Genomic DNA, 26,275 nt, shown 5'->3' with positions numbered 1-26,275 from the left:
GGCGCTGGCCAGCTGAACGAAAAATCATGCTAGCACGGGAAATTTTGGTATTCATGCCATTTTCCAACGATGGCTATTCATATCCGTTTCGACTCAATACGCGAATAAAATCGTATTTGTCGTCACTATCTGGCGGGTGCATAGTGGAGTGCCGGCAGGCTTGTGCGGGAACAAAATAGGCTGGACAAGACGACGAGGTTTCCTGCGGCGGCGCAAAAAAGCATGCGCCATTTCGGCGTAGTAGCGAGATCCGGGGCGGCACAAATACAACAGTTGCCGCGGATTTTTTTATGTGAGGGGCGTGTTGTTGCAACGCGACAGGGGAGGCCGGCTGCGGCTCTCCCCTGTGCGTGTGAAGCGGGGCATGCGTGGCTGCATGCCTGTATGTGCTTAAAACTCTTCCCAGTCGCCGGCCGTCACGGCTTCCGCTTGCGCCGCACGGGGTTTTGCCGGCGCGGCCTGGCGCTTGGCGGGGCTGCTGGCCGCTGCTGCCGGTACCAGGCGCAGCGGCTTGTGGCTGGCGCGTGCCGGTGCTGGTGCGGGTGCCGCCACATGGCTGTCATGCGTCTTGAAGATGCTCACGGTTTCCACCAGGTGGCTGGCCTGCTCGCGCAGCGATTCGGCCGCCGCCGCCGCTTCTTCCACCAGCGAGGCATTTTGCTGCGTGACGCTATCCATCTGGGTCACCGCCTGATTGATCTGCTCGATTCCTGCGGACTGTTCCTGGCTGGCCACCGTGATTTCAGCGATGATGTTGCTGACGCGGGCGACGCTGGCGACCACCTCGGACATCGTCGTGCCCGCTTGCGCCGCCAGCCTGGAGCCCGCATCGACGCGGCTGACGGAATCGTCGATCAGCGCCTTGATTTCCTTGGCTGCGCTGGCGCTGCGCTGGGCCAGGCCGCGCACTTCGGTCGCCACGACGGCGAAGCCGCGGCCCTGTTCGCCGGCACGTGCCGCTTCCACGGCGGCATTCAGGGCCAGGATATTGGTCTGGAAGGCGATGCCGTCGATGACGCTGATGATGTCGACAATCTTGCGCGACGATTCGCTGATCAGGTCCATGGTGCCCATCACTTGCCCCACCACGGCGCCGCCCTTGCTGGCGACGTCCGATGCCGTCGTGGCCAGCACATTGGCTTCGCGGGCGTTTTCCGCATTCTTGCGCACGGTGCTGGTGAGCTCTTCCATTGAGGAAGCGGTTTCTTCCAGTGAACTGGCTTGCTGTTCCGTGCGCAGCGACAGATCGCTATTGCCGCTGGAAATTTCCGCGGCGGCAAGGGAAACGGTGTCGGAATCCTGGCGCACCGACGACACTACCGTGGTCAGCGACTCCTGCATGCGCTGCAGCGCCGACAGCACGCTGGCGGTATCGTGCGGTGCAACGTTGAGTTTGCCTGTCAGGTCGCCGCCGGCCAGCAGGCTGACGGCGTCGCACAGCTGCTTCGGCTCTGCGCCCAGCGCCTTGAGCAGGCTGCGTGTGATGAGCCAGCCCGCCAGGGCTGCCAGCACGATGGACAGCAGGCTGGCGCCGATGAGAATATTCCTGTTGAGCGTGTAACGCTCGTTGTCTTCCTGCAAGATGGCGGTAGAGCGCTGGTCCGTCAGGGCGAAATATTCATCGCTGGCGGCGACGAGGGCGGCCAGCAGCGGGCGGCATTCCTCATTCATCTTGACGATGGCCTGCTCGGTTTTCTTTTGCAGCGCCAGGTCCACGATAGCCATCGCGACGGGAGAATAGCGTTTTTCGATGCCGTCTATCTTGTTGACTATGGCGCGCACTTCATCCGATACCTCAGGCTGCTGTGTCAGCTGCAGCAGATGCTGCATGTTCTTGACGACCTCGGCCTGCGCCTGCAAGACCTGTTTGCGTTCGATCTCCAGGTCTTCCGGCTTGGTGACGAGCACCAGATTCCTGGCCGCCACGGCACGCATGTCGATTGCGTCACGTACGCGGTGCGCCGTATTGGCGCGGGCGGTGATGCCGTTGACATACTGGTCAAAACTGGCGTTGAAGTTGGAAAAGCTCCGCACGGACAGGATCGATATGCCGATGAGGAAAAAGACCAGCAGGCCGAAAGCCAGAGTGAGCTGGGTGCGTACGGTGAATTTGTCCATAATGTCTCTCCAAAATACGTGGTGATGATTAGAAAGGGGGCTTGCGTGAGACCGGTGGCAGGCGCTTGCCTGGCGACGGGTCGAGTCCTACGCAGTGCTTTTCTATCCAGAACACGGATTCGTGGTGCAAGGATGGAATTAATTTAAAAAACCGATTTCAATAATTTATTTGTTTTATTTATTAAATTCATTGTTGCACAAAAAATTCATTAAATCAATGATATTTTGCGTGTCAAAAAACAACTTTCGGCATGGATGCTGGTTCCTGCGCCGTTTGATCGGGCGCAGGACAGTATCTTCGGGGAGGTGGATCAGCCGGGAATGGGCGTGCCCTGGTGAAAAATCATTTGCCAGCGGCCATCGCGCCATTTCCACAAGGAACTGCGCAAGCTGGCGCTGGCGGGCAGGGTGCCGTTGGCGTGGCGTTGCGAGCGGTAGGTAACCAAGGCAACATCGTCCGCCAGCAAGCGGGCCTGAAAATCGTGGATGCTGCGCTGGCAAAAGTCTTCCACCGGCAAGTCCGCCAGGGTTGCCGCGCGCGTCCAGAGATTGCCCGAGCTGCCGAACTCGACGAAGTCGTCAGCCAGCAGGGCCGCCAGCCTGGCCCTGTCGGCGCGCACCGCCTGGCTTTGCAGCGCCGCTTCCAGCGCCTGCAGCTGCGCCGCCAGGCTGTCCTGCTGAGTATCCCGCGCGTCATCCATTGGCAAGATCTTCAGATAGGAAATGCGCCCGCGCCCGATACATTCAGGCAGGCGACCTTGTCGCTGGAAAAGTACTTGATTTGTCCCAGGCCGATGGCGTAGCAGCCGTCGCTGAGCGGGGAAATGGGGCCGGTGAGTTTTTCACCGCCGACCAAGGTCACCACCCAGGGCGTGGTGGCCGGTTTGCCCGCGTGGGCCAGGGCGTGTTGTACCAGGTCTGACATGCTGCCTCCGTTGGAAATCAAAATCCGATGATAGCAGTGTCCGGTGTCGGATAGCCGCTGGATTGACGACAAGAGGGGGGCGCTTTACGCGTCGGCCAGCAAGTTCTTTGGCAGGGCCACCGATACCAGCTTCCAGTGCCACAGGCCGTCGCGCGTCAGGGTCAGTTCGCCGATATGGCTTTTGCTATGGGCGCGCTGCACCACCACGCTGTTCCACGAGGTGTAGCGCAGCCTGTAGTCGGGCTTGGTGTTGCGCTTGCGGCCGCTGATGTCGCTGACCTTGGCGATCGGGTTTTCGTAGCGGTCATTGAGCTTCATCAATGCGACGATGCCTTCGGGCATCAGCATGGTGTCGAGCAAGGGATCGATGACCTCGGGATTGATATCGTCGGCCACTTCCGGCGCCGAGAACAGGGTGTGCAGTTGCTGCCCCAGGCTGCCGCGCAACTGGGCCAGGTCGATCTGCGCGGCCAGCGCCTGCGTATCCTCGTCCATGGTGGCCGCGCGGATCTTGTTCATGGTGAAGTACGGGCTGCCATAGAAGACGCCGGCCAGCGCGACCAGTACCGCTACAGCGAGAAGCATCATTCTTTTCATCGTGCAATCTCTCGGATGCCTGGCGACCCGGTGCGCCTGAGGTGTTGGCATTCTACATAATATTTCCCAAAATCAATATGACGGTTTAGGTAAGTGTTGTTTTAGATCAAGTTTCTTTAGAGTAATTCCGGCGGCAGGGTAATGTCCATCAGTTTCCAGTCCCAGATGCCATGGCGGCGCAGCAGAAACTGGCTGGCGGCGGGGCCGGCGCCGCTGCGCCGCAGCACCACTTCATTCCAAGAGCGGTACGCCATGCCGAAGTCGTGGCGCTTGCCATCAGCCCCCTGCTTGCCGTGCAAGATCAATACCGTGATGCCGGGCGGCGAGACGATGGTGTCGAGCATTTCCTTGAAATCATCGTCATTGGCCGTTTCGCCGCCCGCGCGCAGCTGGCGCGCCACGCTGGCGCGGATCGCAGGCAGGTCGGCCTGCTGCGCCAAGTTTTCCAGGCGCACGGATTTCGCCGCGATGCTGATGCGGTACATGGCGATGTAGGGGCTGACCCAGGTGAAGCCGATGGCGGCGACGGTAAAAATGATCGCGGTGGCGTACTTTCTTTTCATGCTATATCTGCCTGGATCGCAGCTTGCCCGCGAGTGTCAGTAGCCGCCAATGATTTGGTATTCCAGGCCCTGATTTCCTGCGCTACGTACTTGTATCTTGATTTTCCTGAAGGTGATTTCCGCAGGAAAATTTGTGATCTCGAATGATAAATCTTGCGAAAACGACGGCCTTGCCAGGCTGCCCGCATACTCCCGGTAGGCAATGCGCAAAGTCTTATTGCTGTAGCCCTGATATAGCAATTGTGAATTGATGGACCTGTCGATAGGTGCAGTTTCCACTCCCGGGCCGAATTTGATGCCGGGGCTGACGTCTTCGTGCCACCACGCCAGATCGCCTGCGATCATCACCTGGTCCAGCAGGCCATCATTGTTTCGGTCGGCAAAACAGGCATTCTTGGTCATTCCGGGCAGCAGCATATTGAATACCTGCCGTTCAGTGCAGTAAGCAGGTTTTCCCTCGACATCGGCGCGGTACAGGAAGTCGCCCTCGATGACAGCTACACGTCCGCCGCCAATCGACACGGCGCGTCCATCGTAAATCTGATAGCCCGTTTTGCTTGTGTATTGAAATGTGGACAACAGTGCTTCACCGGCAGTGACCTTTGAAACGACATTCAGTTGCGGATCATGGCCGATGCGTTCCATCGTGCGGGTGGTCTCGCGCACTTCCATGGTGGCGCACCCGCTGAGTACCAGGGCAGCGATGGCGACGCGGCATAACTTTTTCATTGATTTCCTTGTTTGTCTTCGAAGCGCTCATACGCAAGCAGGCGCGAGTAAGGGGAAGGTCGTTAAATATTGCCAAATGATAAGTTCAGTTGCTTCTGAAGGAAAGGAAAAATGCGCTTTTTTCTGCCGTGACGAGCGATGGGGACCTCGGTCAGCCTTATGGAGGGCGGATGGTGTAGCATTCGTGCCGGCGCGGACCATCGCGCCGCAATATTGAGGACAACCATGAATATCACTATCAATCAGGTGCTGCAGTCGTATATCGACCCGCTCACCGCCAGCGAGTACGCGGCGCTCGAGCGCAGCCTGCTGGCCGAAGGCTGCCGCGATGCGCTGGTGCTGTGGAACGACGTGCTGATCGACGGGCATAACCGCTACGCCATCTGCCGCCAGCACGGCATCGAATTCAAGACCATCCAGAACACCAGCTTTACCTCGCTTGACGACGTCATGCTGTGGATGATCGACAATCACCTGGCGCGCCGCAGCGTGTCGGACTTCCAGCGCGGCGTGCTGGCCTTGCGCAAGAAGGAAATCGTCGCCGCGCGCAGCCCGGCGCCCGTCAGCGCCCAGGACGCGCCCGATGGCGAAAACGCGCCCAAGCCTCCCATGAGCACGCGCGAAGAGGTGGCCAAGGCGGCCAGATTGAGCAGCAACCAGATCAGCCAGATCGAGAAGATCCAGAAGGCGGCCTCGCCGGAACTGGTGGAAGCCGTCCGTTCGGGCACGATCTCGATCAATGCGGCGGCCACCGTGGCATCGCTGCCGCCGGAAGAGCAGGTGGCGGCTGTCGCCGGCGGCAAAAAATTATTACGCCAAGCGGCCAAGGAAATCCGCGAACAGCGCGCCGCCACGCGCACGCCGCGCGAGCCGAAGGCGCCGCACGTGTCGCAGGATACGCCGGAGACGGGCAACGAACCGTGGGCGGAAAACGCGGCGCAGGCGCCGTCCGAAACGGAGCGCCTGCGCGGCGAGATCGCCAGCTTGAAGCAGAAAGTGGCGCAGCTGCAGGCGGAAAATGTGGAACTCAACCAGCGTATCGCCACCCTGATCGACGCATCCTGATATTGGAGTAGTGCATGCCAGTTCGCCGTGCCTTGTTCGCCGCCATCGCCTGCGGCATCGTTGCCGCTCCTCCCGCGCTGGCGGCGCCCGGCGCTTCCGTCACGGACGTGGCCCGTTGGCAGGCGCAGGCCGCCAACGTCAGCATCGCGCGCGACACCTGGGGCATACCCCACGTGACGGGCAAGACGGATGCCGATGCCGTCTTCGGCCTGATGTATGCGCAGGCCGAAGACGATTTTCCCCGCGTGGAATTGAACTATATCAATGCCATGGGGCGGCTGGCGGAAGTGGAGGGCGAGCGGGAGCTGTACCGCGACCTGCGCATGAAGCTCTTCATCGATCCGCAGGAGCTGCAGGCGCAGTACCGCGCCAGCCCGCCGTGGCTGCAGAAACTCATGGATGCCTTTGCCGACGGCCTGAATTTTTACCTGGCCACGCATCCGCACGTCAAACCTCGCTTGATTACGCATTTCGAGCCGTGGATGGCCCTCAGTTTCAGCGAGGGCAGCATCGGCGGCGATATCGAATCGGTCAACCTGACGCAGCTCGAAGCGTTCTACGGCCAGCAGGCAAGGCCCGCCGCCGTAGCGCTGGCCGGCGTGGAGACCAGGTTGGCGTCAGGTCTGGACCCCGAACCGAGCGGTTCGAACGGCTTCGCCATCGCGCCCGCGATTACCAAAAACGGCCATGCGCTCTTGATGATCAACCCGCACACCTCGTTCTACTTCCGTCCCGAAGTGCAGATGACCAGCGGCGAAGGCCTGAACGCGTATGGCGCCGTCACCTGGGGCCAGTTCTTTGTCTACCAGGGTTTCAATGAGCGCCTCGGCTGGATGCATACCTCGGGCGGCGGCGACGTCATCGACGAATACCTGGAAAGCATCGTCGACAAGGATGGTGCATGGTTCTACCGCTATGACGGCGGGCTGCGGCCCCTGAAAGCCGTGCCGATGACCGTGCCCTATAAACTGGCCGATGGCGCGATGGGCTCGACAACCATCACCGTCTACTACAGCCACCACGGCCCCATCGTGCGCGCGCAGGACGGTAAATGGGTGGCAGTGCGCCTGATGAATGAACCGTTGAAGGCTTTGACGCAGTCGTACACGCGCACCAAGGCGCGCGATTACGCGGCGTTTTATCAAACGATGGAACTGCGCACGAATTCGTCGAACAACACGGTGTATGCGGACGGGGATGGCAATATCGCCTATTTTCATGGCAATTTCATCCCCGTGCGCGACCCGCGCTTCAACTGGAAGCAGCCCGTCGACGGCAGCGACCCGGCCACGGAATGGAAGGGGCTGCACACGGTGGCGCAAACCATCACCTTGTTCAATCCGAAGAATGGCTGGATTCAGAACACGAACAACTGGCCGTATTCGGCGGCCGGGGCCAACAGCCCGCGCCAGCAGGACTATCCCGCCTACATGTCGGTCTACGGCGAAAACGCGCGCGGCCTGCATGCCGTCAAGGTTTTTCAGAACAAGACGGGTTTTACGCTCGACAGCCTGATCGCCGCCTCCTACGACAGCGAACTGACGGCCTTCGAAGCGCTGCTGCCGCCGCTGTTCGCCGCCTACGATGCCCTGCCGGCGGGCGACGCGCAACAGCTGGCGCTGGCCGACAAGATCGCCTTGCTGCGGGCCTGGGACTGGCGCTATTCGCTCACTTCCACGGCCACGTCCCTGGCCGTGTTCTGGGGCCAGGAGCTGGCGGAGCTGACGGGCAAGCAGGCGAGGGAACAAGGCGTGCCCGTGGTCGATTTTCTGGCGACGGACAAGGTCACGGCGGCGCAGCGGCTGGCTGCCCTGGCGACGGCGGCGGACAAACTGCAGCGCGATTTCGGCAACTGGCAAACGCCGTGGGGCGAGATCAACCGCTTCCAGCGCCTGACGGGCGACATCGTGCAGCCGTTCGACGATGCGCAGCCGAGCTTGCCCGTGCCTTACGCGTCGGGCAACTGGGGCGCGCTGGCCGCGTATGGCCAGAGCAGCAAGAGCCGCACGAAACGCATCTACGGCGAACGCGGCAACAGCTTTGTCGCGGCCGTGGAATTCGGCCCCCGCATCAAGGCGAAAAGCATTCTTGCCGGTGGCCAGAGCGGCGACCCGAAGTCGCCCCACTTCCAGGACCAGGCGGCCATGTATGCACGCGGCGAATTCAAGGAGGTGCTGTTTTATCCGGATCAGGTGGAACAGCACCTGGAGCGCAGGTATCGGCCGGGGGAGTGAGGTTTGTGGTGTGTCGGATTACGCCCGGCGTTGCCGAGCTAATCCGACCTACCGCCCTCGGTATGCCGTAGGTCGGATTAGCGCAGCGTAATCCGACACCTCTCCCCTCAAATCGCGTCCAGCGCCGTGCGCAGATCATGGCGCAAATCCTCGATATCCTCGATCCCCACCGACAGGCGGATCAAGCCGTCGCCGATGCCCAGCTTGGCCCGCTGTTCGGCGGGAATGCTGGCATGCGTCATCAGGGCAGGGTGCTCGATCAGGCTTTCCACGCCGCCCAGGCTTTCGGCCAGGGCGAACACCTCGCAACGCTCGAGGAAGCGCCGCGCGCCAGCCAGGTCGGTGTCGAGGTCGATCGAGATGATGCCGCCGAAACCATCCATCTGGCGCTGCGCCAGCGCGTGCTGCGGGTGCGATGCCAGCCCCGGATAAAACACGGTTTTCACTTCCTTTTGCTGCTCCAGCCACTGCGCCAGGGCCAGGGCGCTTGCGCAATGGCGCTGCATGCGGATGGCCAGGGTTTTCACGCCGCGCAAGGCCAGGAAGCTGTCGAACGGCCCGGCAATCGCCCCCACTGAATTCTGCAAAAAGCCCAGCTGCTCGCGCCATTCCGCCTGGCGTTCTTCCGCGCCGACGATGGCGATGCCGCCGATGATGTCCGAGTGGCCGTTCAAATACTTGGTGGTCGAATGCACGACGATGTCGAAGCCGTGTTCCAGGGGGCGCTGCACCAGCGGACTGGCAAACGTGTTGTCGGCCACGGCGATGATGCCCCGCTCGCGGCAGATGTCGGCGATCGCCCGCAAATCGGCCAGTTTCAGCATCGGGTTGGTGGGCGTTTCCACCCACACCATCTTCGTTTCCGGGCGCAGCGCGGCCAGCAGGTTCTCGGGATTCGTCAGGTCGACGTACGTGAATGCGTGGCCGGCCGAACGCCGGCGCACGCGCTCGAACAGTCGATACGTGCCGCCGTACATGTCGTCGCCGGCGACGATGTGGCTGCCCGCGTCCAGCAATTCCAGCACGGACGAAATGGCGGCCAGGCCCGAGGCGAACGCGAACGCCGCGCTGCCGCCTTCCAGGTCGGCCACGCAGCGCTCGAGCGCCCAGCGCGTGGGATTGTGCGAGCGGCCGTAATCGAGGCCCTTGTGCACGCCGGGGCTGTCCTGCACAAAGGTGGAGGTGGCGTAAATGGGCGGCATGATGGCGCCCGTCGACGGGTCGGGCGACTGGCCGGCGTGGATGACGCGGGTGGCCAGATGGCTCTTGCGGGTGGTTTCTTTACTCAAGATAGTGTCCTGCGTAAGTGGTTGAGAAGGTCGAAGCGGGTGATCAGGCCATAGAAGCCGGTATCGTCGGCGACGACGGCCGTCAAGCCCCGGTCCAGCGTGGCGCGCAGGGCGGGCAAGCCGCTCGATGGCGCCAGCGTTTCGATCTGCGTCGTCATGGTGGCGCCCACCAGACCTGCGAAATGGGCGGCGTCGCTCGAGACGTGCAGCAGCAAGTCCGATTCGTCAAGGATGCCGACCAGTTGACCTGCATCAATGACGGGCAGCTGGGCCAGGTCGCTGGCGCGCATGCGGTTGAAGGCCGTGAGCAGGGTGTCGCCGGGCGCCACGCTGACGACGTCGCCCTCGTCGTAGCGGCGCCCGATCAGGTCGCGCAAGTCGCCCGAGAGCGCCCGCTGCAACAGACCCTGGTCGCGCATCCAGCCATCGTTGTAGACTTTAGATAAATAGCGCGTGCCCGTGTCGCACACGAAGGTGACGACGCGCTTCGGCGTCGTCTGTTCGCGGCAGTACTTGAGCGCGGCGGCCAGCAGGGTGCCCGTGGACGAGCCGCCGAGGATGCCTTCGGCGCGCAGCAGGGCGCGCGCGGAATCGAAACTTTCCTGGTCCGTGATGGTGTAGGCTTTGGTGACGCTGTCCATGTCGGCAATGGACGGGATGAAATCTTCGCCGATGCCTTCCACGGCCCACGAGCCGCTCGTGTCGCTGACTTTTCCCGTGTCGATGTATTCGGTGAGGATGGAGCCTTGCGGGTCGGCCAGCACGAATTCGAGCTTGGGCTGTGTCTTGCGGAAGTAGCGCGTCAGGCCCGTCAGGGTGCCGGAGGAACCGACGCCGACGACGATGGCGTCCACGTCATGCCCGCTTTGCTCCCAGATTTCCGGTGCCGTCGTCGTTTCGTGGGCCAGCGGATTGGCGGGATTGTTGAACTGGTCGGCGAAGAAGGCGCCCGGCAGTTCGCGCGCCAGGCGCGCCGCGTAATCCTGGTAGTACTCGGGGTGGCCCTTGCCCACGTCCGAGCGCGTGGTGTGCACTTCGGCGCCCAGCGCCTTCAGATGCAGCACTTTTTCCGTCGACATCTTGTCGGGCACGACGAGAATCACGCGGTAGCCCTTGATGCGGCCCACCAGGGCTAGGCCGATGCCCGTGTTGCCGGCCGTCGCTTCGACGATGGTGCCGCCCGGCTGCAGGCGGCCGTCGGCTTCGGCCGCTTCGATGATGGACAGGCCGATGCGGTCCTTGATGGAACCGCCGGGATTTTGCGATTCCAGTTTCAGGAACAGCTGGCACAGGCCCGTATCGAGCCTGGTCACTTCGACCAGCGGGGTGTTGCCGATCAGCTTGTATAGCGCTGGCGGCTGGGAGGGGGATGGCATTCGATCATTCATGGTGGCTCCTGTCAGAGAAACAGCCGCTCAGGATTGTGTCCCGAGCCGCCTTCCGTGCCGCGCAGTGTAGGCGGGTGGACGAGTGCGGCGAACGAATGTTTCCATGCTTGCATATGCGCATTGCGCATATCGGTCGCAACGCGCGCGATTCGAGTATGCGCCGTTTTTGGCCCGCTTGCCGCACCAACGACGCGACTATTAAGCTGCCGCAAGCCCGCCATTGCGATTTATAATCACGCCTCGAAAAGATACTAAATAGTATTGAAATTACTCAGACAGGGCAGGCGGCAGTGGCAAAACTCTATTTCCGGTATTCCGCGATGAACGCGGGCAAGTCGACGGCCTTGTTGCAAGTCGCGCACAACTACGAAGAGCAGGGCCAGCAGGTGCGCCTGTACACGGCTGCCATCGACAGCCGCTACGGCGTGGGCCGGGTCACCTCGCGCCTGGGCCCGCAGCGCCAGGTCGATATCTTCCATGCCGACACGAATTTCCTCGACGATATTCCCCAGGTGGCCTGCCTGCTGGTTGACGAAGCGCAATTCCTCAGCACGGCACAAGTGCAACAATTGCACCAGCTGGCACAAGTGAAGGGCGTGCCCGTCATCTGCTACGGCTTACGCACGGATTTCAAGGGCGTACCGTTCCCCGGCTCGGCCTATCTGCTGGCGCTGGCCGACGATATCGAGGAATTGAAGAATATCTGTACGTGCGGCAAGAAGGCCACGATGAACATCCGCGTGGACGAGCAGGGCCGCCGCATCAAGGAAGGCGAGCAGATCAGTATTGGCGGCAACGAAAGTTACCGCCAGGCGTGCGGGCGCTGTTTCTACGCGGGTTGACGCTGCTTGCATAGCGTCCCGTCATATCGCTAGCCAACAGTCTCCATATTCGATGGTTTCTCGGCCGCTCGAACTTGATCTTTTTCTCGATAGCCGCACGAATTCGATTTACTGCAAATTCTGAATGCAGACTTGGGAGCTTTGACAAGCGAGCCACGATGACATCGCGGGCAAGGAATTCTTGCCTGTTCATGCTCAATCCACTCGACCGTTTGGTGCTGGATGCGTAGATTATCTAACTCCAGCACAAACTCGCTCGGCCTGCTTGTCGCCGTCAGCATGCTGACGGCATGGCGTGCGCGGGTCAGGCCAACGTAAAGCAACCGGCGTTCTTCCTCTACGTTATCGCCGAGTGGCGGCAGTACCAGATCCAGCAAAGGTTCTGCCGGGCGGTCATCTGGAAATCCTCTAAATCCAGAGTCCAGGCCGGGAAGTATGACGAAATCCGCTTCAGAACCTTTTGCCGCATGCACGGAATTGAATTCAATCGATAGTCTGCCCGCATATTGGGTCTTGAGCGTATGCAGATAGGCGGTCGTGAGGCCTTCAGTTGTCGTGGAATCCTTTTTTGTGCGCCGCAGAATTTGGACGCTGGGACAGGCGATATCAAGTTGACGACCAAGTGCGTACATATGCTCCAGTTCTTCCTGTAAGACTTGCCGCCTGTTTTCTGCGCTGTCAGGATGATGCACGACTCTCACGCAACTGGAAAATGGCGATGCGTTAGCGTAGACTTCTTTTGTCGATTGCCGCGAGTTTTGCATGACCAGTGCCCGGGAGACATCAGCGATACCTTGCGCACAGCGGAAAGTCCTGGAGAGCTTGAGCCTGCTGGTGTGCCTGCCAAGGTAATGGTCCACATTGTTAAAGATATCGATGTCTGATCCGGAGAAACGATTAATCGATTGCCAGTCGTCGCCGACGCAAAAAACGATGGATTCCTGTGGAGACTGGTTCAGAATGCTTTTTACCAAGTCGCCTTTCAAATGACTGATGTCTTGAAACTCATCCACCAACACGAATCGAAATGGCGACGCAACGCTGCCGGTCGCCAGGACGTTTATGGCATCACGCAGCATGTCGGCATAGTCGATCTTGCCCGCTTCTTTAAGCGCTTCCTGATACCCGTGGTATATCAGAATGGCAACATCAAGAAATAGTTCTGCACGGGCTGGGTTGACCGATCCGCTAGCGGCTTCGCGGACGTGCTGTTCGGTATATCCTGAGTTTTTAAATAACAGTACAAAATTGATTAACAACTGCTCAAGATAGCTGGCTTCGCGAAACTGCTGCAATGCGCAGGCCAGAATATTCTGATCAGAGTTGCCGATTTTTACACCGGCCGCTTGCAGGTTTTTCTGTAGGTGTAACCAAATGGAACCGTCGCGCACCTGGGCACTGGTGGTCTCGAAATATACGATGCGCTCAGCCGAATTTTCCGCTTCTCCCATCCATTTCTGATACATGGCGCGCTTCTGTGCTGCACGCTCCTCATATTTGCTTCCTCCCATCCATTCAGGGGCCTTTCCGTGCTCATTCAGCGCGAAATGCTCATGGATGACTCTCACGGTACGCATGCGTCCACCGGGCAGACGTTCTTGGTAAAGATAGCTAAAATCCGGATTGTAAGGTTTGCTCTTGCCGCTCGCGTAGTTGCCAAGTCCCAAGCGCTTTGCTCCGGCCCAATCTGGGCGCTCGTATTCAAAGACCACGCCGCGTAAAATCAGCCAATTTGCGATTGCGCGTTCTTCCAGCGATCGAACATAAATTGACTGGCTGAAAGTTGGAATGCTCGCTTCCCATGGTTTTTTCTTCGGATCACGGCGTAGCCGCAGACGTTCTCTGCAGCATTCCTCGTAGCGCTTTTCACACTCATCCAAATCGCCGCTTGCCCCTATGGGGTTTGGGTCGTCACAAGGGAAGAGACTGAACCATAAAGTTAATGCTTGTTGAAAACTTTCATTCGTATCTAGCAAATTATGAATGACGGATTTCATTAGCCGGCCTTCTTCGCCGTCGTCTTCTTTCAGGACTTTGGGTGTGTACGTGGCGCCATAATGCTCTGTCAAAATGGATAAGCCAAAGCTATGGAAAGTCTTCGATGCCACAGAAACGGGGCGTCCCAAAGCTTTGCTAAGTTTTTCCTTGAGCCTTTTCTTGAGGCCGTTTGCTGCTTCCTTGTTGTATGCCAGCGCAATAATTTCATGATCCTGAAACATTCCGCTCTTGAGGGCAAAGCCAATTTTTCCAACAATACAAGAGCTTTTTCCAGAGCCGGCTGCGGCGATAACCAGTGTAGCGTCCTCAAATGTGAGCGCAGTATCGATCTGTTCTTCAGTTAAGGCACAACTTTCCACATTGTGAAAATAGGCTGCTTCTGATGCTCTCCAATATGCCTTGTATTGCGTATTGTGTGCTTCTTGAGTTTGTTGGGGTGATTCGACAAAGGGAGCGAGGCTAGCCAGACGATGGTGCAGGGCACGAGCACACAGGCGTTGTTTGTCGGTAGATATGCGCAGCTTGAGCAGCGAAGCTGCCTGCATACAGCTTATCTTGAACATGGGCCTTTCCAGCTTGGCAAATCGGGTGGCGACGGAATGGCGGATATACGCATGCGGTTGATAGAGCAAGGACCTTCTTTCTTCCGCTGCGCTTGTATAGCGTTCGATACTGGACAGTTTCAGATCGATGAGGTGAGATGTCGCAGTATTGATGGCATTGGCGACTTCCAGCGTACTTGCTGCTTCTATCGTGAAAGATTCAAATAGCTCACATTTATCCTGTTCATATGATAATGTTATCGTCTCGCACTTGAGGAGCGATTGTAGCCATCCTTGGTTTTCAATACAGACGTTTGATATCCCTTCAATCGGAATCGAAGTATCTCCAATGTGGAGCTTATCGCTGAGAAGGTGGATGGCGCGTGCCTTGCGGAAATTAATCCAGGCGAACCACTTTGATTCTTTTTTCTGCAAAATTTTCTCCAGCCCTTCTTGAACCATGCTGCCAAGGTTTTCGGTGGACAGCGCACTTATTCAAATGATGTATTGCTGGCGTTTTCTCGTATTGTCAACGAGGCATATTCATGTCTGGAATGGCCAGCATATAAAAACCGGCAGTGTATTAATACAGCAATGAGTGTATATGCCGCAATGCCAGATATGCAATCTCAGCCGATCATGAATATGCGCCGATTGAAAGAATGTATGGCGAGAGAGGAGTAACTACGATTCAAGGGTAATGGCGGGGGAGCGAAGCGCGGGAAAGAGGTGGCTGAATGGAAATGCTACTCCACCTCCGGCGCGCCCACATCCGCATCGTCGGCCAGCGCCAGATCGCCCCGCTCGAAGGCGGCCAGGATGTCATTCGCGCGCGCCAGGTCGTGTTCGCGCACCAGTACGCGGGCGCCGCCGATGGCGGCTGCCAGCAGCATGTCGGCCTGCATATGCTGGTCGTCCGTCAGCAGCACGTCGATGCCGGCCGCTGCCAGGCAGCTGCGGATGACGTGCGCATCCGTGGGGATCATCAGCCGGGCAATCAAAACATAGTCGTCGTGCATCGTGTCTCCTGGCAAGTGGGTTCGTCCCCATCTTAGCACCAGGCATGGCCTTATAGCTTGAACACGCCCACCACCTGGTTCAGCTCATGCGCCTGCTCCTGCAAGGCGTCGGCGGCCGCGGCCGCCTCTTCCACCAGGGCCGCGTTCTGCTGGGTCACCTGGTCCATCTGGGCGATGGCCTGGTTGACTTGCTCGATGCCGCTGCGCTGTTCTTCGCTCGCCTGCGCGATTTCCGCCATGATGGTGCTCACTTGCTGCACGCTGGCCACCACGGTGTCCATGGTGGCGCTGGCCTGGCTCACTTGCGCGTGGCCCAGGTCCACCGTGCCGGCGGACGCCTGGATCAGATCCTTGATGTCTTTCGCCGCTGCCGTCGAGCGCTGCGCCAGGGTGCGCACCTCGGTGGCGACGACGGCGAAGCCCCGTCCCTGCTCGCCGGCCCGGGCCGCTTCCACGGCTGCGTTCAAGGCCAGGATGTTGGTCTGGAAGGCGATGCCGTCGATGACGCCGATGATGTCGGCGATCTTGCCGGATGAGCTGCGGATGGCGTCCATGGTGCTGGCCACCTGCGCCACGGCCGCGCCGCCTTCGGCTGCCAGGCTGGACGATTCATGCGCCAGTTTGCTTGCCTGCTGCGCGTGATCGACGTTCTGGCGCACGGTGGAGCTCAGTTCTTCCATCGAGGCGGCCGTTTCTTCCAGCGAACTGGCTTGCTGTTCCGTGCGGCTCGACAAATCCAGGTTGCCGCTGGCGATTTCACCGGACGCCGTGGCGATCTGCCCGGCGCTGCCGCGCACGTTGCCGACCACTTGCGACAGGTTGTCGCTGATGCGGTTCATGGCGCGCAGCAGGCGGCCGATTTCGTCCAGGCTGCTGGTATCGAGGTGCACCGTCAGGTCGCCGGCGGCAATCTGCGCGGCGGCCGTTTCGGCGGCGGCCAGCGGGCGCGAGACGAGGGTGCGCACCAGCCAGTACAGCAGCAGGGCGAAGACGAGCAGGGCGATGAAGCCGGAAATGGCCAGCTGGTTGCGCAGCTGGCGCGCCTCCAAGGTGATCTCGTCCGTGAACGTGCCGCCCGCGATGATCCATTGCCAATCCTTGAATTGACGGTAATACAGCTGCTTTTCGCGCGCGCTGGCAGCCGTTTCGCCGGGCGCCGTCCACGTGTAGCGCATGGCGCCGTCTTTCTGCGCCAGCATTTCCTGGATGAACAGGCGGCCGTCGCTGGCCTTGAACTCGAGCGCGCTCTTGCCTTCGCTGTTCGGGTGCAGCACCATGTGGCCGTAATTGGCGCCGGGGGCCGTGTCGAGGATATAGATGTAGCCCGTCTGGCCGATCTTGACCTGGCGAATCTTGTCTTTCAACATGGCCAGATTCTTGCTGATATCGAGGCCGATGAACAGCACGCCCACCACCTTGCCAGCCGCATCGCGCACGGGGTCGTACTGGGTAATGTATTGCTTGCCAAACAAGGTTGCCATGCCAACAAAACGCTGGCCCGCGCGCAGGGGCGCGTAGCTGGGGTGGTTGTGGTCGAGCTGGGTGCCGACGGCCCGTTCGCCATCCTGTTTTTTCAGCGAAGTGCTGATGCGCACGAATTCATCGCCGTTGGCGGCAAAGATGGTGGCGATCACGCCCGTCTGGGCCGTGTAGCGGTCGACCACGGCCGTGTCGAGGTTGAGCACCTTGCCGCCGTTGGCCAGGGCCGGCGTGGCCTTGCCGGCCACGGCCACCATGGCGCCCGCATCGACCGTGAACGGGCCGGGAAATTCGGCCGCGAACAGGCGCGCGAAGCTGGCCGCCTCGTTGACCATGGCCGTATGGAAGACTTCCGTGGTCGTCATGACGCTATTGAGCTCGCTGGTGACGGCCGCTTCGGCGCGCTGTTCCAGCACGCGCGAGGTGTTGATACTCATCAAGGCAGTCAGGCTGGCGAGGATCAGGCTGACCAGGGCAAACGTGAAGACGGTAATCTTGCCGCCGACACTCCAGTGGCGGGGGGAGAACGAAATTGTAGGCATAGTGTGAGTCTGGCAAAGGGTAATCAGCTCGGCCATTCCTGGTCATGACATGACACGCGGGGAGGGGATCTGGTGGGGAATGCTGTTGAAACGGAGGCGCGCCGGCTTTGGAGCCGCGCGCAGGCAAGCTGGATTTCAGGGCGCGATGATAGCATGTTGCTTGCCGTTTGTTACTAAGTGTTTCCCGCAGGAATCATTTTTTCGCATAAAAACATCACCTGGATCAAGGGTTGCCGCTTCAGCCTATTGACTTTTTTCATTTCAGTGGCGCCCGTGGATATTCGTCGCTGACGAATGATGCGATTTTTCTCACGAATGTTTCATTTTGTAATGAATGAGACGCCGCCTTTAATCCGCGTTTAAGCTTCCAGGAAGAAACTGATCTTCCATGGGAGACTGCCTGGCCGTATCCTGTAGAATAATATGCAGACCAGTCGCGTATTCCCCTTACTGTCTTGCTGGCTGGCGCATGAATAGCTGCGCCGCCTGGAATTGATTCAACTAATTTTCGGAGAAGCCGATGAAGAAGCAAATGATGCTGGTCACCCTGGTGCTTGCCCTGTCAGCCCACGCTGGCGCAGCCCAGACGGACAAGAGCGCCGCTCCTCCGCTCACCATGAAGCCGCTGGCCCAGCAAACGCAGGCCGCCTTGTGGGCATCGCGCGTCCTGACGCGCGTCCATTACAAGGCCATGCCGCTCGACGACGCCATGTCGGAGAAAATCTTCGACCGCTATTTCAAGTCCCTGGACGCGGAGAAACTGTTCTTCGTGCAAGCCGATGTCGACCGTTTCGCCCCCTTGCGCACCAAGCTCGACGACGCCATCGTCAATGAAGACCTGACGGCGCCGTTTGCCATCTACAACCTGTACCAGCAGCGTTTCGACGAGCGCATGGCGTATGCGCGTGAATTGCTCAAAACCAAGTTCGACTTTACCGCCGACGAGAGCTACCAGCTCGACCGCGAAAAGGCCGCCTGGCCGAAGAATGACGAGGAAGTGCGCGACCTGTGGCGCAAGCGCGTCAAGAACGACTGGCTGCGCCTGAAACTGGCGGGCAAGGAAGACAAGGCCATCCGCGAGACGCTGGACAAGCGCTATGAAAGCTACACGACCCGTTCGCGCAAGCTCAACAGCGAAGACGTGTTCCAGATCTTCATGAACGCCTACGCCATGTCGATCGAACCGCACACCAATTACCTGGGCCCGCGCGCCTCGGACAACTTCGACATCGCCATGCGCCTGTCGCTCGAAGGCATCGGCGCCGTGCTGCAGACGCGCGACGAGTACACGGTGGTGCGCGAAGTGGTGCCGGGCAGCCCGGCCGGCCTGTCGGGCAAGCTGAAAGTGGGCGACCGCATCGTCGGCGTGGGGCAGGGCGAAAGCGGCCCCATCACCGAAGTGCTGGGCATGCGCATCGACGACGTGGTGCAGCTGATCCGCGGCGCCAAGGATTCCACCGTGCGCCTCGACATCCTGCCGGCCGACGCCGGCCCGGACGCCAAGCACGTGGTCTTGCCGCTGGTGCGCAAGAAAATCAGCATGGAAGAGCAGGCGGCGAAGAAATCGGTCATCGAAGTGCGCGACAACGGCGTCAAGCGCCGCATCGGCGTCATTTCCCTGCCGACGTTCTACCAGGATTTCGAAGCGCGCCGCCGTGGCGACAAGGACTTTAAAAGCGCCACGCGCGACGTCAGCCGTTTGCTGTCCGAGTTGAAGAAGGACAAGGTCGACAACGTCCTGATCGACTTGCGCAACAACGGCGGCGGTTCGCTGAACGAAGCCGTCGAACTGACGGGCCTGTTCATCGACAAGGGTCCGGTCGTGATGCAGCGCAATGCCGAAGGCAAGGTCGACGTGGAAAGCGATACCAACTCGGGCCTGGCCTGGGATGGCCCGATGGGCGTGCTGATCAACCGCGGCTCCGCTTCCGCTTCCGAAATTTTCGCCGCCGCCGTGCAGGATTACGGCCGAGGCGTCATCATCGGCGAAGGCAGCTTCGGCAAGGGCACCGTACAAACCCTGTTCAACCTCGACCGTTTCGGCGGCAGCGAGAAAGCCCGTTTCGGCGAGCTGAAAATGACCATCGCCCAGTTCTTCCGCATCAACGGCGGCACCACGCAGTTGCGCGGCGTCACGCCCGACATCAAGCTGCCGGCCATGTCCGACACGGAAAACTTCGGCGAATCGAGCTATGACAATGCCTTGCCATGGGTGGCCATCAAGCCGGCGCAATACATGCCGACGGGCGACCTGAAGGATATCGTGCCGCTGCTGGACAAGAAGCATGAAGCGCGCGTGGCCAAGGACAAGGATTTCCAGTACTTGCTCGATGACATCGCCCTGGTCGTCAAGCAGCGCAAGGAAAACCAGATTTCGCTCAATGAAACCGTGCGCCGCAAGGAGCGCGATGCCCAGGAAGCGCGCGCCAAGGCCCGTGAAAAACGCCTGATCGCGCAAATTTCGAATCCTGCCGACGACCTCGTGGTGATTCCCGATCCGAAAGACGTGCTGAAGGGCGCGAAAGCGGCCAGCAAGACGGCCAAGCAAATCGCCGCCGTGAAGGGCGCCTTGCGCACCGATGACGGCTTGCAGGGCGACGAGCGCGCGCTGAGCGCCGAGCTCGATGCCGAAACGGCCGCCAAGAGCGCCAAGGACGTGCTGCTGAACGAAGCGGCGCGCATCCTGGCCGACGAAGTGGCGCTGATCAAGGCCGATACCCGCATGGCGGCCAAGGTCTTGCCGTATGGCGCGGACACCAAGGCGACGCCGGTGACGGCAGCGAAGTAAGGCTTTCATGCACTAGAAAACCGGCTCCTTGCGGAGCCGGTTTTTTTTCGCCCCGATCAGTTATCTGTTGGGTGTATTTCTGTCATTCCAACAATCAATTGGATTGATATGCCGCGATGCAGCATAATGCACTTGTCTCCTCTATTCTCCTCCAAGAAAATAGATTCAGCCCGCTCTCGCAGCGGGCTTTTTTTTGCCTCAGATTCTGTGCGTGGGCGCTTGCACGTCGGGCTGTGCCGCCAGCAAGGCCGTGATCCAGCCAGCAAACGCCTGCAGCTTGGGCGTGGCCAGGCGGCCTTGCGGCGTCAGCAGCGACATCGGCATGGGCGTGGGCGGATGATCGGCCAGCACGGCCACCAGCGCGCCGCTGTCGAGGTGCGCGCGCACCTGGTACACGGCGGCCTGCGCCAGTCCCAGGCCCTGCAGCGCGCAATCGACGCTGGCGTCCGCGTCGTTGACGGCGATGGGGCCGGCCATCTGCACGCGCAGCACTTCCTTGCCTTGCTGGAAATCCCAGTCGAAGGCGCGGCCCGTGCGGCCTGAGTAATGCATGATGCCCTGGTGCGCGGCCAGGTCGGCCAGGGTCTGCGGCGTGCCGTGCCGCGCCAGGTAGGCGGGCGCAGCGCACGTAACGAAGTGCATCAGGCCGACCTGTTTGCCGATGAAGGCGGAATCTTGCAAGGTGCCCACGCGCAAGGCGCAATCGATGCCTTCCTGCGTCAGGTCGACCAGGCGGTCCGTCAGGCTCAGCTGCAATTGCACATCCGGCCAGGCGGCGTGGAAGTGCGCGATATGCGGCACGACCAACCTGCGGCCCACCGTACTGGGCAGGTTGATGCGCAGCAAGCCGCGCGGTTTTGTCGCGTCGGGACCGCGAAATGCCAGTTCCGCCGTGTCGACGGCGCGCAGGATCTCGATGCAGTGGCGAAAGTACTCGGCCCCTTCCGGCGTCAGCGACAAGCGGCGCGTGGTTCGCTGCAGCAATTGCGTGCCCAGGTAGGCTTCCAGTTTCTGCAGGGTGGCCGTCAGCGCGGCGCGCGGCAAATTCAAGGTTTCGGCCGCCTTGGAAAAGCTGTTGGCTTCGACGATGCGCACGAAGGTCTGCATGGCCTTGATCTTGTCCATAGGATAACTTCCATTCTCATTGTTCATTTTATGTGAAAAGTATAAGTGGATTATGCCCTGATTATCTTTGCCATAGTTTTCCCTAGAATGGCGACATCCCTATCGAACCGAGGAAACAACATGAACAAGGCCTCATCTTCCGCTCCCCACGACATTGCACCGGCCATGGTGCTGCTGCTGGCCATCGCTTCCGGCCTCATCGTCGCCAATCTGTATTACGCGCAAACCCTTGTCGGACCCATCAGCGCCTCGACGGGCCTGTCCGCCAAGGCGGCCGGGCTGATCGTCACGCTGACCCAAGTGGGCTATACCCTGGGCCTGCTGTTTGTCGTGCCGCTGGGCGACTTGCTGGAAAACCGCCGCCTGATCGTCACGGCCTTGCTGGTGACGGCCACGGCCCTCGTGGTGGCGGCCCTCTCCACGGGCGCCATCGTCTTCCTCGCCGCCGCCCTGGCCATCGGCCTCGGTTCCGTGGCGGCGCAAGTGATCGTGCCGTTTGCCGCCCACCTGTCGCAGGAAGCGACGCGGGGGCAAACGGTGGGTAAGGTGGTCAGCGGCTTGTTGCTGGGCATCATGCTGGCCCGTCCCGTGGCATCATTGGTGGCCGCGCACGCCAGCTGGCACGTGGTGTTTGGCGGCGCCGCCGTGCTGATGGTATTGCTGGCGCTGGTGCTGCGTCGCGCCTTGCCCGTGCGTCAGCCCGTGTCGAGCATAAAATATCCAGCCCTGATGGCCTCGCTGTGGCACTTGCTGCTGGGCACGCCCGTGCTGCGCCGCCGCGCCGCCTATCACGCGGGCCTGTTTGGCGCTTTCAGCCTGTTCTGGACCGTCACGCCGCTGGTGCTGGCCAGCCCCGCATTCGGTCTGTCGCAAACGGGCATCGCCATCTTCGCCCTGGTGGGCATGGCGGGCGCCGTTGCCTCGCCCATCGCGGGCCGCCTGGCCGATGCGGGCCACACCTTGCCCGCCACGGCTGCCGCGCTGGCGCTGGGTATCGTCGCGTTTGCCTTGCCCATGTTCGCCCCGGAATCGAAGCACGTGGCGCTGGGCTTGCTGGTGGTGGCATCCATCGTGCTCGACATGGGCGTGGCGGCCAACCTGGTACTGGGCCAGCGCGCCATCTTCAGCCTGGGCGCGGAAGTGCGGGGCCGGCTGAACGGCCTGTATTTTGCGCTGTTCTTCGCCGGCGGCGCGGCCGGTTCGGCCATCGGCGCCTGGGTGTATGCCAGCTATGGTTGGCAGGCAACCTTGCTGACCGGCATGGCGTTTCCGGGCCTGGCCCTGCTGGTGTGGCTGGCAGAATTTTTACCCTTGGCCACGCGCCGCACGGCTTGAAACCCTGATGGCATCTCATTATCACTGATGGATATTTCTATCATCATGAATATAAAGTGGCGTGATATGCCGCGATGCCGCAAGATGCACTTGTCTCCTCTATCTCCTCCAAGGAAATAGATTCAGCCCGCTTCCATAGCGGGCTTTTTTTTTGCCTCTTTATTTGCGCTGTTTGCCATCGGCATCACAATAGCCATAACGTTGGGGACTGCCGCACCAGCCAGCTTCCTTTTGTGCTTCGGCTAGCTGGTTGCAATGCACGGTGCGGAAATGTGTCGGCAGATAGCTTTTTAATGTGGCATCAGAGATATTTCGAGGGGAAATTTTTTCGCCTTGCGGGGGCGGCGGGAAAGTCGCTGCAATCGCGCGATCCGCTACATTGTCAATGAAGAGGACAGTTTCGCCCTCCTGCACCTGGCACATATGATTGGTAGTGAAGTCATAACGTTCAGCGGCCTTGATCATGAACAGTGGCCCCTTGTTTGATATGCCCTGGATCATGGCCTGGGCCGCCGAATAACTTCCGATAAAGCCAGCAATGGAGATTGCAAAGAGGAAGTAAGTGGTTTTTTTATTGGTCTTGAAATCGAAAATAAACAAGAACAACAGGAAAATGACCTCAAAAATGATTGCCAGCACAGCATAGGCAAAGGCGCTGAACGAGAAGGCAAATATCAGGGTGGCGAGGCCAAACGAAAAGGGCAGGTAGGACGGCGGAAAAGGAAAATTGGCCGCAAAAAAATCGACAGCGCTCAGGCGCGAAAAAATCACGCAGGCAGACACCGCCAGGGAAACCCCCACTTTTGCCAGCAGGCTTGCAAAAACGGAATTCAGCGAAAAAAGTACCCATGCAATGCCTGACACCCCAACGACGAGAATGCCTGTGAGCGCCACCTGTTCGAGGATGTAATTTACATAATCCTCTGTTTCCTGGATATGCAGGTGCGAAACCAGGAGGATCAGGCCGCCTATCGTGGCAATGGAAAAAATAACAAGTGAAATAATGGTCTTGGGATCGTTATATCTTTCGATCAGCGCAGGGATGATTTTTTCGGTGTCGGGAGATATCTTGATGATAAATCTTCTGATGCTCTCCTTGTTTTCACGCAGCGCCATGAAACTAAAGATTATTCCGGCTGGCGGAATGGTGATGGACGTCAGGATGCACAGCAGTATGAATAAGATTATTTTTATTATCTTCATCATTGTTATTGGGCAGTATCGTCGGCGGATGTTAAATGGAAACCTGCGTGCGGAATATAGCACGCATTATTTGGCATGGACTGCGGTGAATCGCGTGGCGTGAGAAATTGTGTGCGCCTGAAAAACCACTGGCGAGCGACACAGAGTGGGCGATGGACATGGAACAAACAATACCACCAGCCCAGAACCCTTGGTTGCGGCAACCCGCTTTTACCGCAAGCTTGCTGTCAAGAACGGCTGTGGGGCAAGGCTTACATCACCACCAGATCCAGCGCCCGCATGAAGTTGGCCGCCTGCGCATGCGTGATGACAGCGCCTTTCAGCAGCGCAGCTTCGCTCAGTTTGAAACCGTCGATATCGGCGCCGCGCAAGTCCGCGCCCTGGAACTTCGCCAGCTTGATGGTGGCGTTGCGCAAGCTGCCCCCTTCGAAAACGGCGTCGCGGAAGTCGCAGCCGGCCAGGTAGGCGTCGGAAAAATCGAGCTGTTTGAGTATTGCCTTGCGGAACGAAAAGCCGCGCAGGTCGGCGCCCACCAGCAGGCTGTCTTCGAAGGTCAAGCCCAGGTGGGCCGCTTCCTCGAACGAGGCGCCCGTCAGCTTGCAGCCCCGGTAGGTGACCGAGGCCAGCTTGGCACGCCGCCATTTCGTGTTGTTCAAGTCGCAGCCTTCGAACGTGGCGTCGACGGCATCGACGGATTCGAAATCGGCGCTGCCGGCGCGGCAGCGGCGCCAGGTGCTGCGCGCGAGTTTGCTGGCGAACAAGCTGGTGTCGGCAAAGGTGCAGCGTTCAAACGTACAGCCCTGCAAGTCGAGGCGCGACAGGTCTTCGCCATCGAAGGCGCAATCGATGAAGTGGCGCACCGGCAGGGCCAGTTGCTGCTCGATGCCGGCGCGGTCCAGGGTCATGCCAGTTACTGCGGTGTCGTGTGTTGCCATCCGTTTTATATTCCTAATCAAAGCAGGGGAGGGATGGTGCGGCGGGAAAATGCACGAACCAGAACACCTCCCCGGCTGGTGTAACAGCCAAGGGTCAGCGCCGTGGGTCCGCGTGGGCGGGAGCATGCCGGACTGTGCCGGGCACTTACCGGGTTACCAACCGGTGCGCTCATTTTCGATCAGCGCGTATTGTAGCTTGTCCGAATCGGCCTTGCCAGTTCTTGCGAAGCCGGGTTAGTATCGTTGCAGGCGCAGCCACTGCGCCAACGTCGCTCGGACGGATCCGGGCGCTTACGTATAGAGATAACCATGACCGACAGCCAAGCTCCGCGCAGCTTTTCGCGCATCAATCGTCTTCCCCCCTACGTTTTCAACATCACCGCCGAACTCAAGATGGCCGCGCGCCGCCGTGGCGAGGACATCATTGACATGTCGATGGGCAATCCCGATGGCGCCACGCCGGCCCACATCGTGGACAAGCTGGTCGAGACGGTCAAGCGTCCCGACACGCATGGCTATTCCGCGTCCAAGGGCATTCCGCGGCTGCGCCGCGCGATTGCACATTGGTACAAGAAGCGCTACGAGGTCGACATCGACCCGGACAGTGAAGCGATCGTCACCATCGGCTCGAAAGAGGGCCTGGCGCATTTGATGCTGGCGACCCTCGACCGGGGCGACACGGTGCTGGTGCCGAACCCCAGCTACCCGATCCACATCTGGGGCGCCGTCATCGCGGGCGCCGATATCCGTTCCGTGCGCATGGGGCCGGGCGTGGACTTCTTTGCCGAACTGGAACGCGCGATCCGCGAAAGCTACCCGAAGCCAAAGATGATGGTGCTGGGTTTCCCGTCCAACCCCACGGCGCAATGCGTGGAACTGGAGTTTTTCGAGCGCGTCGTCGCGCTGGCGAAGCAGCACAATATTTTAGTCGTCCATGACCTGGCGTACGCCGACATCACCTTCGATGGCTGGAAGGCGCCGTCCATCATGCAGGTGCCCGGTGCGCGCGACGTGGCCGTGGAATTTTTCACCATGTCGAAAAGCTACAACATGGCGGGCTGGCGCATCGGCTTCATGGTGGGCAATGCGGAACTGGTGGCGGCCCTGGCGCGCATCAAGAGTTACCACGACTATGGCAGTTTTACGCCCGTGCAAGTGGCGGCCATTGCCGCGCTGGAAGGCGACCAGAGCTGCGTGACGGAAATCTGCGCGCAGTACCAGCGCCGCCGCGACGTGCTGGTGAAAGGTTTGCATGAAGCGGGCTGGATGGTGGAAAAGCCGAAGGCCTCGATGTATATCTGGGCGCATATCCCGGAAGCCTACCGTCACCTGGGCTCGCTGGAATTTGCCAAGCTGCTGCTGCAAAAGGCCAAGGTGAGCGTGTCGCCCGGCATCGGTTTCGGCGAGTACGGCGATGAATACGTGCGCTTTGCCCTGATCGAAAACGAGGCCCGCGTGCGGCAAGCCTTGCGCGGCATCAAGAATATGTTGCGTTCCAGCGACGGAAAGACGGAAGCGACAGCATAAAAGTTGCCGCATGGAATTGTCTGTTGCCCCTA

At 59.9% G+C, this 26,275-nt stretch carries 21 protein-coding genes; 7 read left to right on the top strand and 14 right to left on the bottom strand.

Annotated elements, in window-relative coordinates; all coding sequences use genetic code 11:
* Positions 1 to 390 precede the first annotated feature (390 nt).
* From JAB8_RS20735 to JAB8_RS20710, 6 genes are all read right to left on the bottom strand, one after another.
* Entirely contained in the window at positions 391 to 2,118 is a 1,728-nt protein-coding gene (locus JAB8_RS20735) for a methyl-accepting chemotaxis protein (RefSeq protein ID WP_070291242.1), read from the bottom strand.
* 311 nt (positions 2,119 to 2,429) lie between these two features.
* Positions 2,430 to 2,819: a nuclear transport factor 2 family protein gene (locus JAB8_RS20730; protein WP_070222956.1), complete on the bottom strand. Its 390-nt coding sequence runs from the start codon at positions 2,817 to 2,819 to the stop codon at positions 2,430 to 2,432.
* Between the two features lie 11 nt (positions 2,820 to 2,830).
* Positions 2,831 to 3,043 carry a hypothetical protein gene (locus JAB8_RS20725; RefSeq protein ID WP_070222955.1) on the bottom strand — a complete coding sequence of 71 codons (213 nt, stop codon included), beginning with the start codon at positions 3,041 to 3,043 and terminating at the stop codon, positions 2,831 to 2,833.
* An 84-nt stretch (positions 3,044 to 3,127) separates the two neighbouring features.
* Positions 3,128 to 3,631, bottom strand: a complete 504-nt coding sequence (locus JAB8_RS20720) for a DUF2939 domain-containing protein (protein WP_070222954.1) — start codon at positions 3,629 to 3,631, stop codon at positions 3,128 to 3,130.
* Positions 3,632 to 3,756: 125 nt separating this feature from the next.
* Positions 3,757 to 4,203: a DUF2939 domain-containing protein gene (locus JAB8_RS20715; protein ID WP_070222953.1), complete on the bottom strand. Its 447-nt coding sequence runs from the start codon at positions 4,201 to 4,203 to the stop codon at positions 3,757 to 3,759.
* Positions 4,204 to 4,239: 36 nt separating this feature from the next.
* Positions 4,240 to 4,932: a hypothetical protein gene (locus JAB8_RS20710; protein WP_070291241.1), complete on the bottom strand. Its 693-nt coding sequence runs from the start codon at positions 4,930 to 4,932 to the stop codon at positions 4,240 to 4,242.
* Positions 4,933 to 5,157: 225 nt separating this feature from the next.
* On the opposite strand from JAB8_RS20710, the gene JAB8_RS20705 reads away from it, so the two are divergent.
* Entirely contained in the window at positions 5,158 to 5,997 is an 840-nt protein-coding gene (locus JAB8_RS20705) for a hypothetical protein (protein ID WP_070291240.1), read from the top strand.
* Positions 5,998 to 6,011: 14 nt separating this feature from the next.
* On the top strand, positions 6,012 to 8,231 hold the full coding sequence (locus tag JAB8_RS20700; RefSeq protein ID WP_070291239.1) for an acylase: 2,220 nt from the start codon (positions 6,012 to 6,014) through the stop codon (positions 8,229 to 8,231).
* 107 nt (positions 8,232 to 8,338) lie between these two features.
* Here the strand turns inward: JAB8_RS20700 and JAB8_RS20695 are convergent, their stop codons facing one another.
* Both JAB8_RS20695 and JAB8_RS20690 read right to left on the bottom strand, forming a co-directional pair.
* The gene (locus JAB8_RS20695) at positions 8,339 to 9,520 is read right to left on the bottom strand and encodes a PLP-dependent aspartate aminotransferase family protein (RefSeq protein WP_070291238.1); all 1,182 of its coding nucleotides are present in this window, start codon (positions 9,518 to 9,520) and stop codon (positions 8,339 to 8,341) included.
* Positions 9,517 to 10,896, bottom strand: a complete 1,380-nt coding sequence (locus JAB8_RS20690) for a cystathionine beta-synthase (protein WP_070291237.1) — start codon at positions 10,894 to 10,896, stop codon at positions 9,517 to 9,519. Before JAB8_RS20690 ends, JAB8_RS20695 begins: the two co-directional genes overlap by 4 nt.
* A gap of 302 nt (positions 10,897 to 11,198) precedes the next feature.
* Between JAB8_RS20690 and JAB8_RS20685 the strand changes: the two genes are divergently transcribed.
* A complete protein-coding gene (locus tag JAB8_RS20685; RefSeq protein ID WP_070291236.1) occupies positions 11,199 to 11,750 on the top strand; it encodes a thymidine kinase in 552 nt (183 codons plus the stop codon).
* Between the two features lie 29 nt (positions 11,751 to 11,779).
* On the opposite strand, the gene JAB8_RS20680 is transcribed toward JAB8_RS20685, so the two are convergent.
* The 3 genes from JAB8_RS20680 to JAB8_RS20670 form a co-directional block, all read right to left on the bottom strand.
* Entirely contained in the window at positions 11,780 to 14,752 is a 2,973-nt protein-coding gene (locus tag JAB8_RS20680) for a UvrD-helicase domain-containing protein (RefSeq protein WP_070291235.1), read from the bottom strand.
* A gap of 284 nt (positions 14,753 to 15,036) precedes the next feature.
* On the bottom strand, positions 15,037 to 15,309 hold the full coding sequence (locus JAB8_RS20675) for a DUF2007 domain-containing protein (RefSeq protein WP_070291234.1): 273 nt from the start codon (positions 15,307 to 15,309) through the stop codon (positions 15,037 to 15,039).
* A 50-nt stretch (positions 15,310 to 15,359) separates the two neighbouring features.
* The gene (locus JAB8_RS20670; protein WP_070291233.1) at positions 15,360 to 17,330 is read right to left on the bottom strand and encodes a Cache 3/Cache 2 fusion domain-containing protein; all 1,971 of its coding nucleotides are present in this window, start codon (positions 17,328 to 17,330) and stop codon (positions 15,360 to 15,362) included.
* 520 nt (positions 17,331 to 17,850) lie between these two features.
* Here JAB8_RS20670 and JAB8_RS20665 point away from each other — a divergent pair.
* Positions 17,851 to 20,118: a carboxy terminal-processing peptidase gene (locus JAB8_RS20665; protein ID WP_070291232.1), complete on the top strand. Its 2,268-nt coding sequence runs from the start codon at positions 17,851 to 17,853 to the stop codon at positions 20,116 to 20,118.
* 198 nt (positions 20,119 to 20,316) lie between these two features.
* Here the strand turns inward: JAB8_RS20665 and JAB8_RS20660 are convergent, their stop codons facing one another.
* Entirely contained in the window at positions 20,317 to 21,243 is a 927-nt protein-coding gene (locus JAB8_RS20660; protein WP_070291231.1) for a LysR family transcriptional regulator, read from the bottom strand.
* A 120-nt stretch (positions 21,244 to 21,363) separates the two neighbouring features.
* Here JAB8_RS20660 and JAB8_RS20655 point away from each other — a divergent pair, with 120 nt between their 5' ends.
* Positions 21,364 to 22,578, top strand: a complete 1,215-nt coding sequence (locus tag JAB8_RS20655) for an MFS transporter (protein WP_070291230.1) — start codon at positions 21,364 to 21,366, stop codon at positions 22,576 to 22,578.
* Positions 22,579 to 22,737: 159 nt separating this feature from the next.
* Here JAB8_RS20655 and JAB8_RS20650 read toward each other — a convergent pair whose 3' ends face one another.
* Positions 22,738 to 23,694, bottom strand: coding sequence for a hypothetical protein (locus JAB8_RS20650; RefSeq protein WP_070291229.1), 957 nt, complete (start codon positions 23,692 to 23,694; stop codon positions 22,738 to 22,740).
* Between JAB8_RS20650 and JAB8_RS29210 the strand changes: the two genes are divergently transcribed.
* Positions 23,693 to 23,884 (top strand): hypothetical protein, encoded by a 192-nt coding sequence (locus JAB8_RS29210; protein WP_139143116.1) that lies wholly within the window; start codon positions 23,693 to 23,695, stop codon positions 23,882 to 23,884. The genes JAB8_RS20650 and JAB8_RS29210 overlap by 2 nt on opposite strands.
* 148 nt (positions 23,885 to 24,032) lie before the next feature.
* Here JAB8_RS29210 and JAB8_RS20645 read toward each other — a convergent pair whose 3' ends face one another.
* Positions 24,033 to 24,686: a pentapeptide repeat-containing protein gene (locus tag JAB8_RS20645; RefSeq protein ID WP_083287829.1), complete on the bottom strand. Its 654-nt coding sequence runs from the start codon at positions 24,684 to 24,686 to the stop codon at positions 24,033 to 24,035.
* Between the two features lie 339 nt (positions 24,687 to 25,025).
* Between JAB8_RS20645 and alaC the strand changes: the two genes are divergently transcribed.
* Positions 25,026 to 26,243 (top strand): alanine transaminase, encoded by a 1,218-nt coding sequence (alaC, locus tag JAB8_RS20640; RefSeq protein WP_070291227.1) that lies wholly within the window; start codon positions 25,026 to 25,028, stop codon positions 26,241 to 26,243.
* Positions 26,244 to 26,275 lie beyond the last annotated feature (32 nt).

It is taken from the genome of Janthinobacterium sp. HH106, assembly GCF_001758725.1.
Lineage (GTDB): Bacteria > Pseudomonadota > Gammaproteobacteria > Burkholderiales > Burkholderiaceae_D > Janthinobacterium.
Note: the sequence above shows the minus strand (reverse complement) of the source record. Positions and strands in the feature narration are given on the sequence as shown.

Excerpts from the sequence above, each read along its gene's own strand:
- JAB8_RS20725 (WP_070222955.1), bottom strand. The coding sequence starts at position 3,043 with ATGTCAGACCTGGTACAACACGCCCTGGCCCACGCGGGCAAACCGGCC.
- JAB8_RS20690 (WP_070291237.1), bottom strand. The coding sequence starts at position 10,896 with ATGCCATCCCCCTCCCAGCCGCCAGCGCTATACAAGCTGATCGGCAAC.
- JAB8_RS20715 (WP_070222953.1), bottom strand. The coding sequence starts at position 4,203 with ATGAAAAGAAAGTACGCCACCGCGATCATTTTTACCGTCGCCGCCATC.
- JAB8_RS20700 (WP_070291239.1), top strand. The coding sequence starts at position 6,012 with ATGCCAGTTCGCCGTGCCTTGTTCGCCGCCATCGCCTGCGGCATCGTT.
- alaC (WP_070291227.1), top strand. The coding sequence starts at position 25,026 with ATGACCGACAGCCAAGCTCCGCGCAGCTTTTCGCGCATCAATCGTCTT.
- JAB8_RS20735 (WP_070291242.1), bottom strand. The coding sequence starts at position 2,118 with ATGGACAAATTCACCGTACGCACCCAGCTCACTCTGGCTTTCGGCCTG.
- JAB8_RS20710 (WP_070291241.1), bottom strand. The coding sequence starts at position 4,932 with ATGAAAAAGTTATGCCGCGTCGCCATCGCTGCCCTGGTACTCAGCGGG.
- JAB8_RS20705 (WP_070291240.1), top strand. The coding sequence starts at position 5,158 with ATGAATATCACTATCAATCAGGTGCTGCAGTCGTATATCGACCCGCTC.
- JAB8_RS20680 (WP_070291235.1), bottom strand. The coding sequence starts at position 14,752 with ATGGTTCAAGAAGGGCTGGAGAAAATTTTGCAGAAAAAAGAATCAAAG.
- JAB8_RS20720 (WP_070222954.1), bottom strand. The coding sequence starts at position 3,631 with ATGATGCTTCTCGCTGTAGCGGTACTGGTCGCGCTGGCCGGCGTCTTC.
- JAB8_RS20730 (WP_070222956.1), bottom strand. The coding sequence starts at position 2,819 with ATGGATGACGCGCGGGATACTCAGCAGGACAGCCTGGCGGCGCAGCTG.
- JAB8_RS20670 (WP_070291233.1), bottom strand. The coding sequence starts at position 17,330 with ATGCCTACAATTTCGTTCTCCCCCCGCCACTGGAGTGTCGGCGGCAAG.
- JAB8_RS20660 (WP_070291231.1), bottom strand. The coding sequence starts at position 21,243 with ATGGACAAGATCAAGGCCATGCAGACCTTCGTGCGCATCGTCGAAGCC.
- JAB8_RS29210 (WP_139143116.1), top strand. The coding sequence starts at position 23,693 with ATGAAACTAAAGATTATTCCGGCTGGCGGAATGGTGATGGACGTCAGG.
- JAB8_RS20650 (WP_070291229.1), bottom strand. The coding sequence starts at position 23,694 with ATGGCGCTGCGTGAAAACAAGGAGAGCATCAGAAGATTTATCATCAAG.
- JAB8_RS20655 (WP_070291230.1), top strand. The coding sequence starts at position 21,364 with ATGAACAAGGCCTCATCTTCCGCTCCCCACGACATTGCACCGGCCATG.
- JAB8_RS20665 (WP_070291232.1), top strand. The coding sequence starts at position 17,851 with ATGAAGAAGCAAATGATGCTGGTCACCCTGGTGCTTGCCCTGTCAGCC.
- JAB8_RS20675 (WP_070291234.1), bottom strand. The coding sequence starts at position 15,309 with ATGCACGACGACTATGTTTTGATTGCCCGGCTGATGATCCCCACGGAT.
- JAB8_RS20645 (WP_083287829.1), bottom strand. The coding sequence starts at position 24,686 with ATGACCCTGGACCGCGCCGGCATCGAGCAGCAACTGGCCCTGCCGGTG.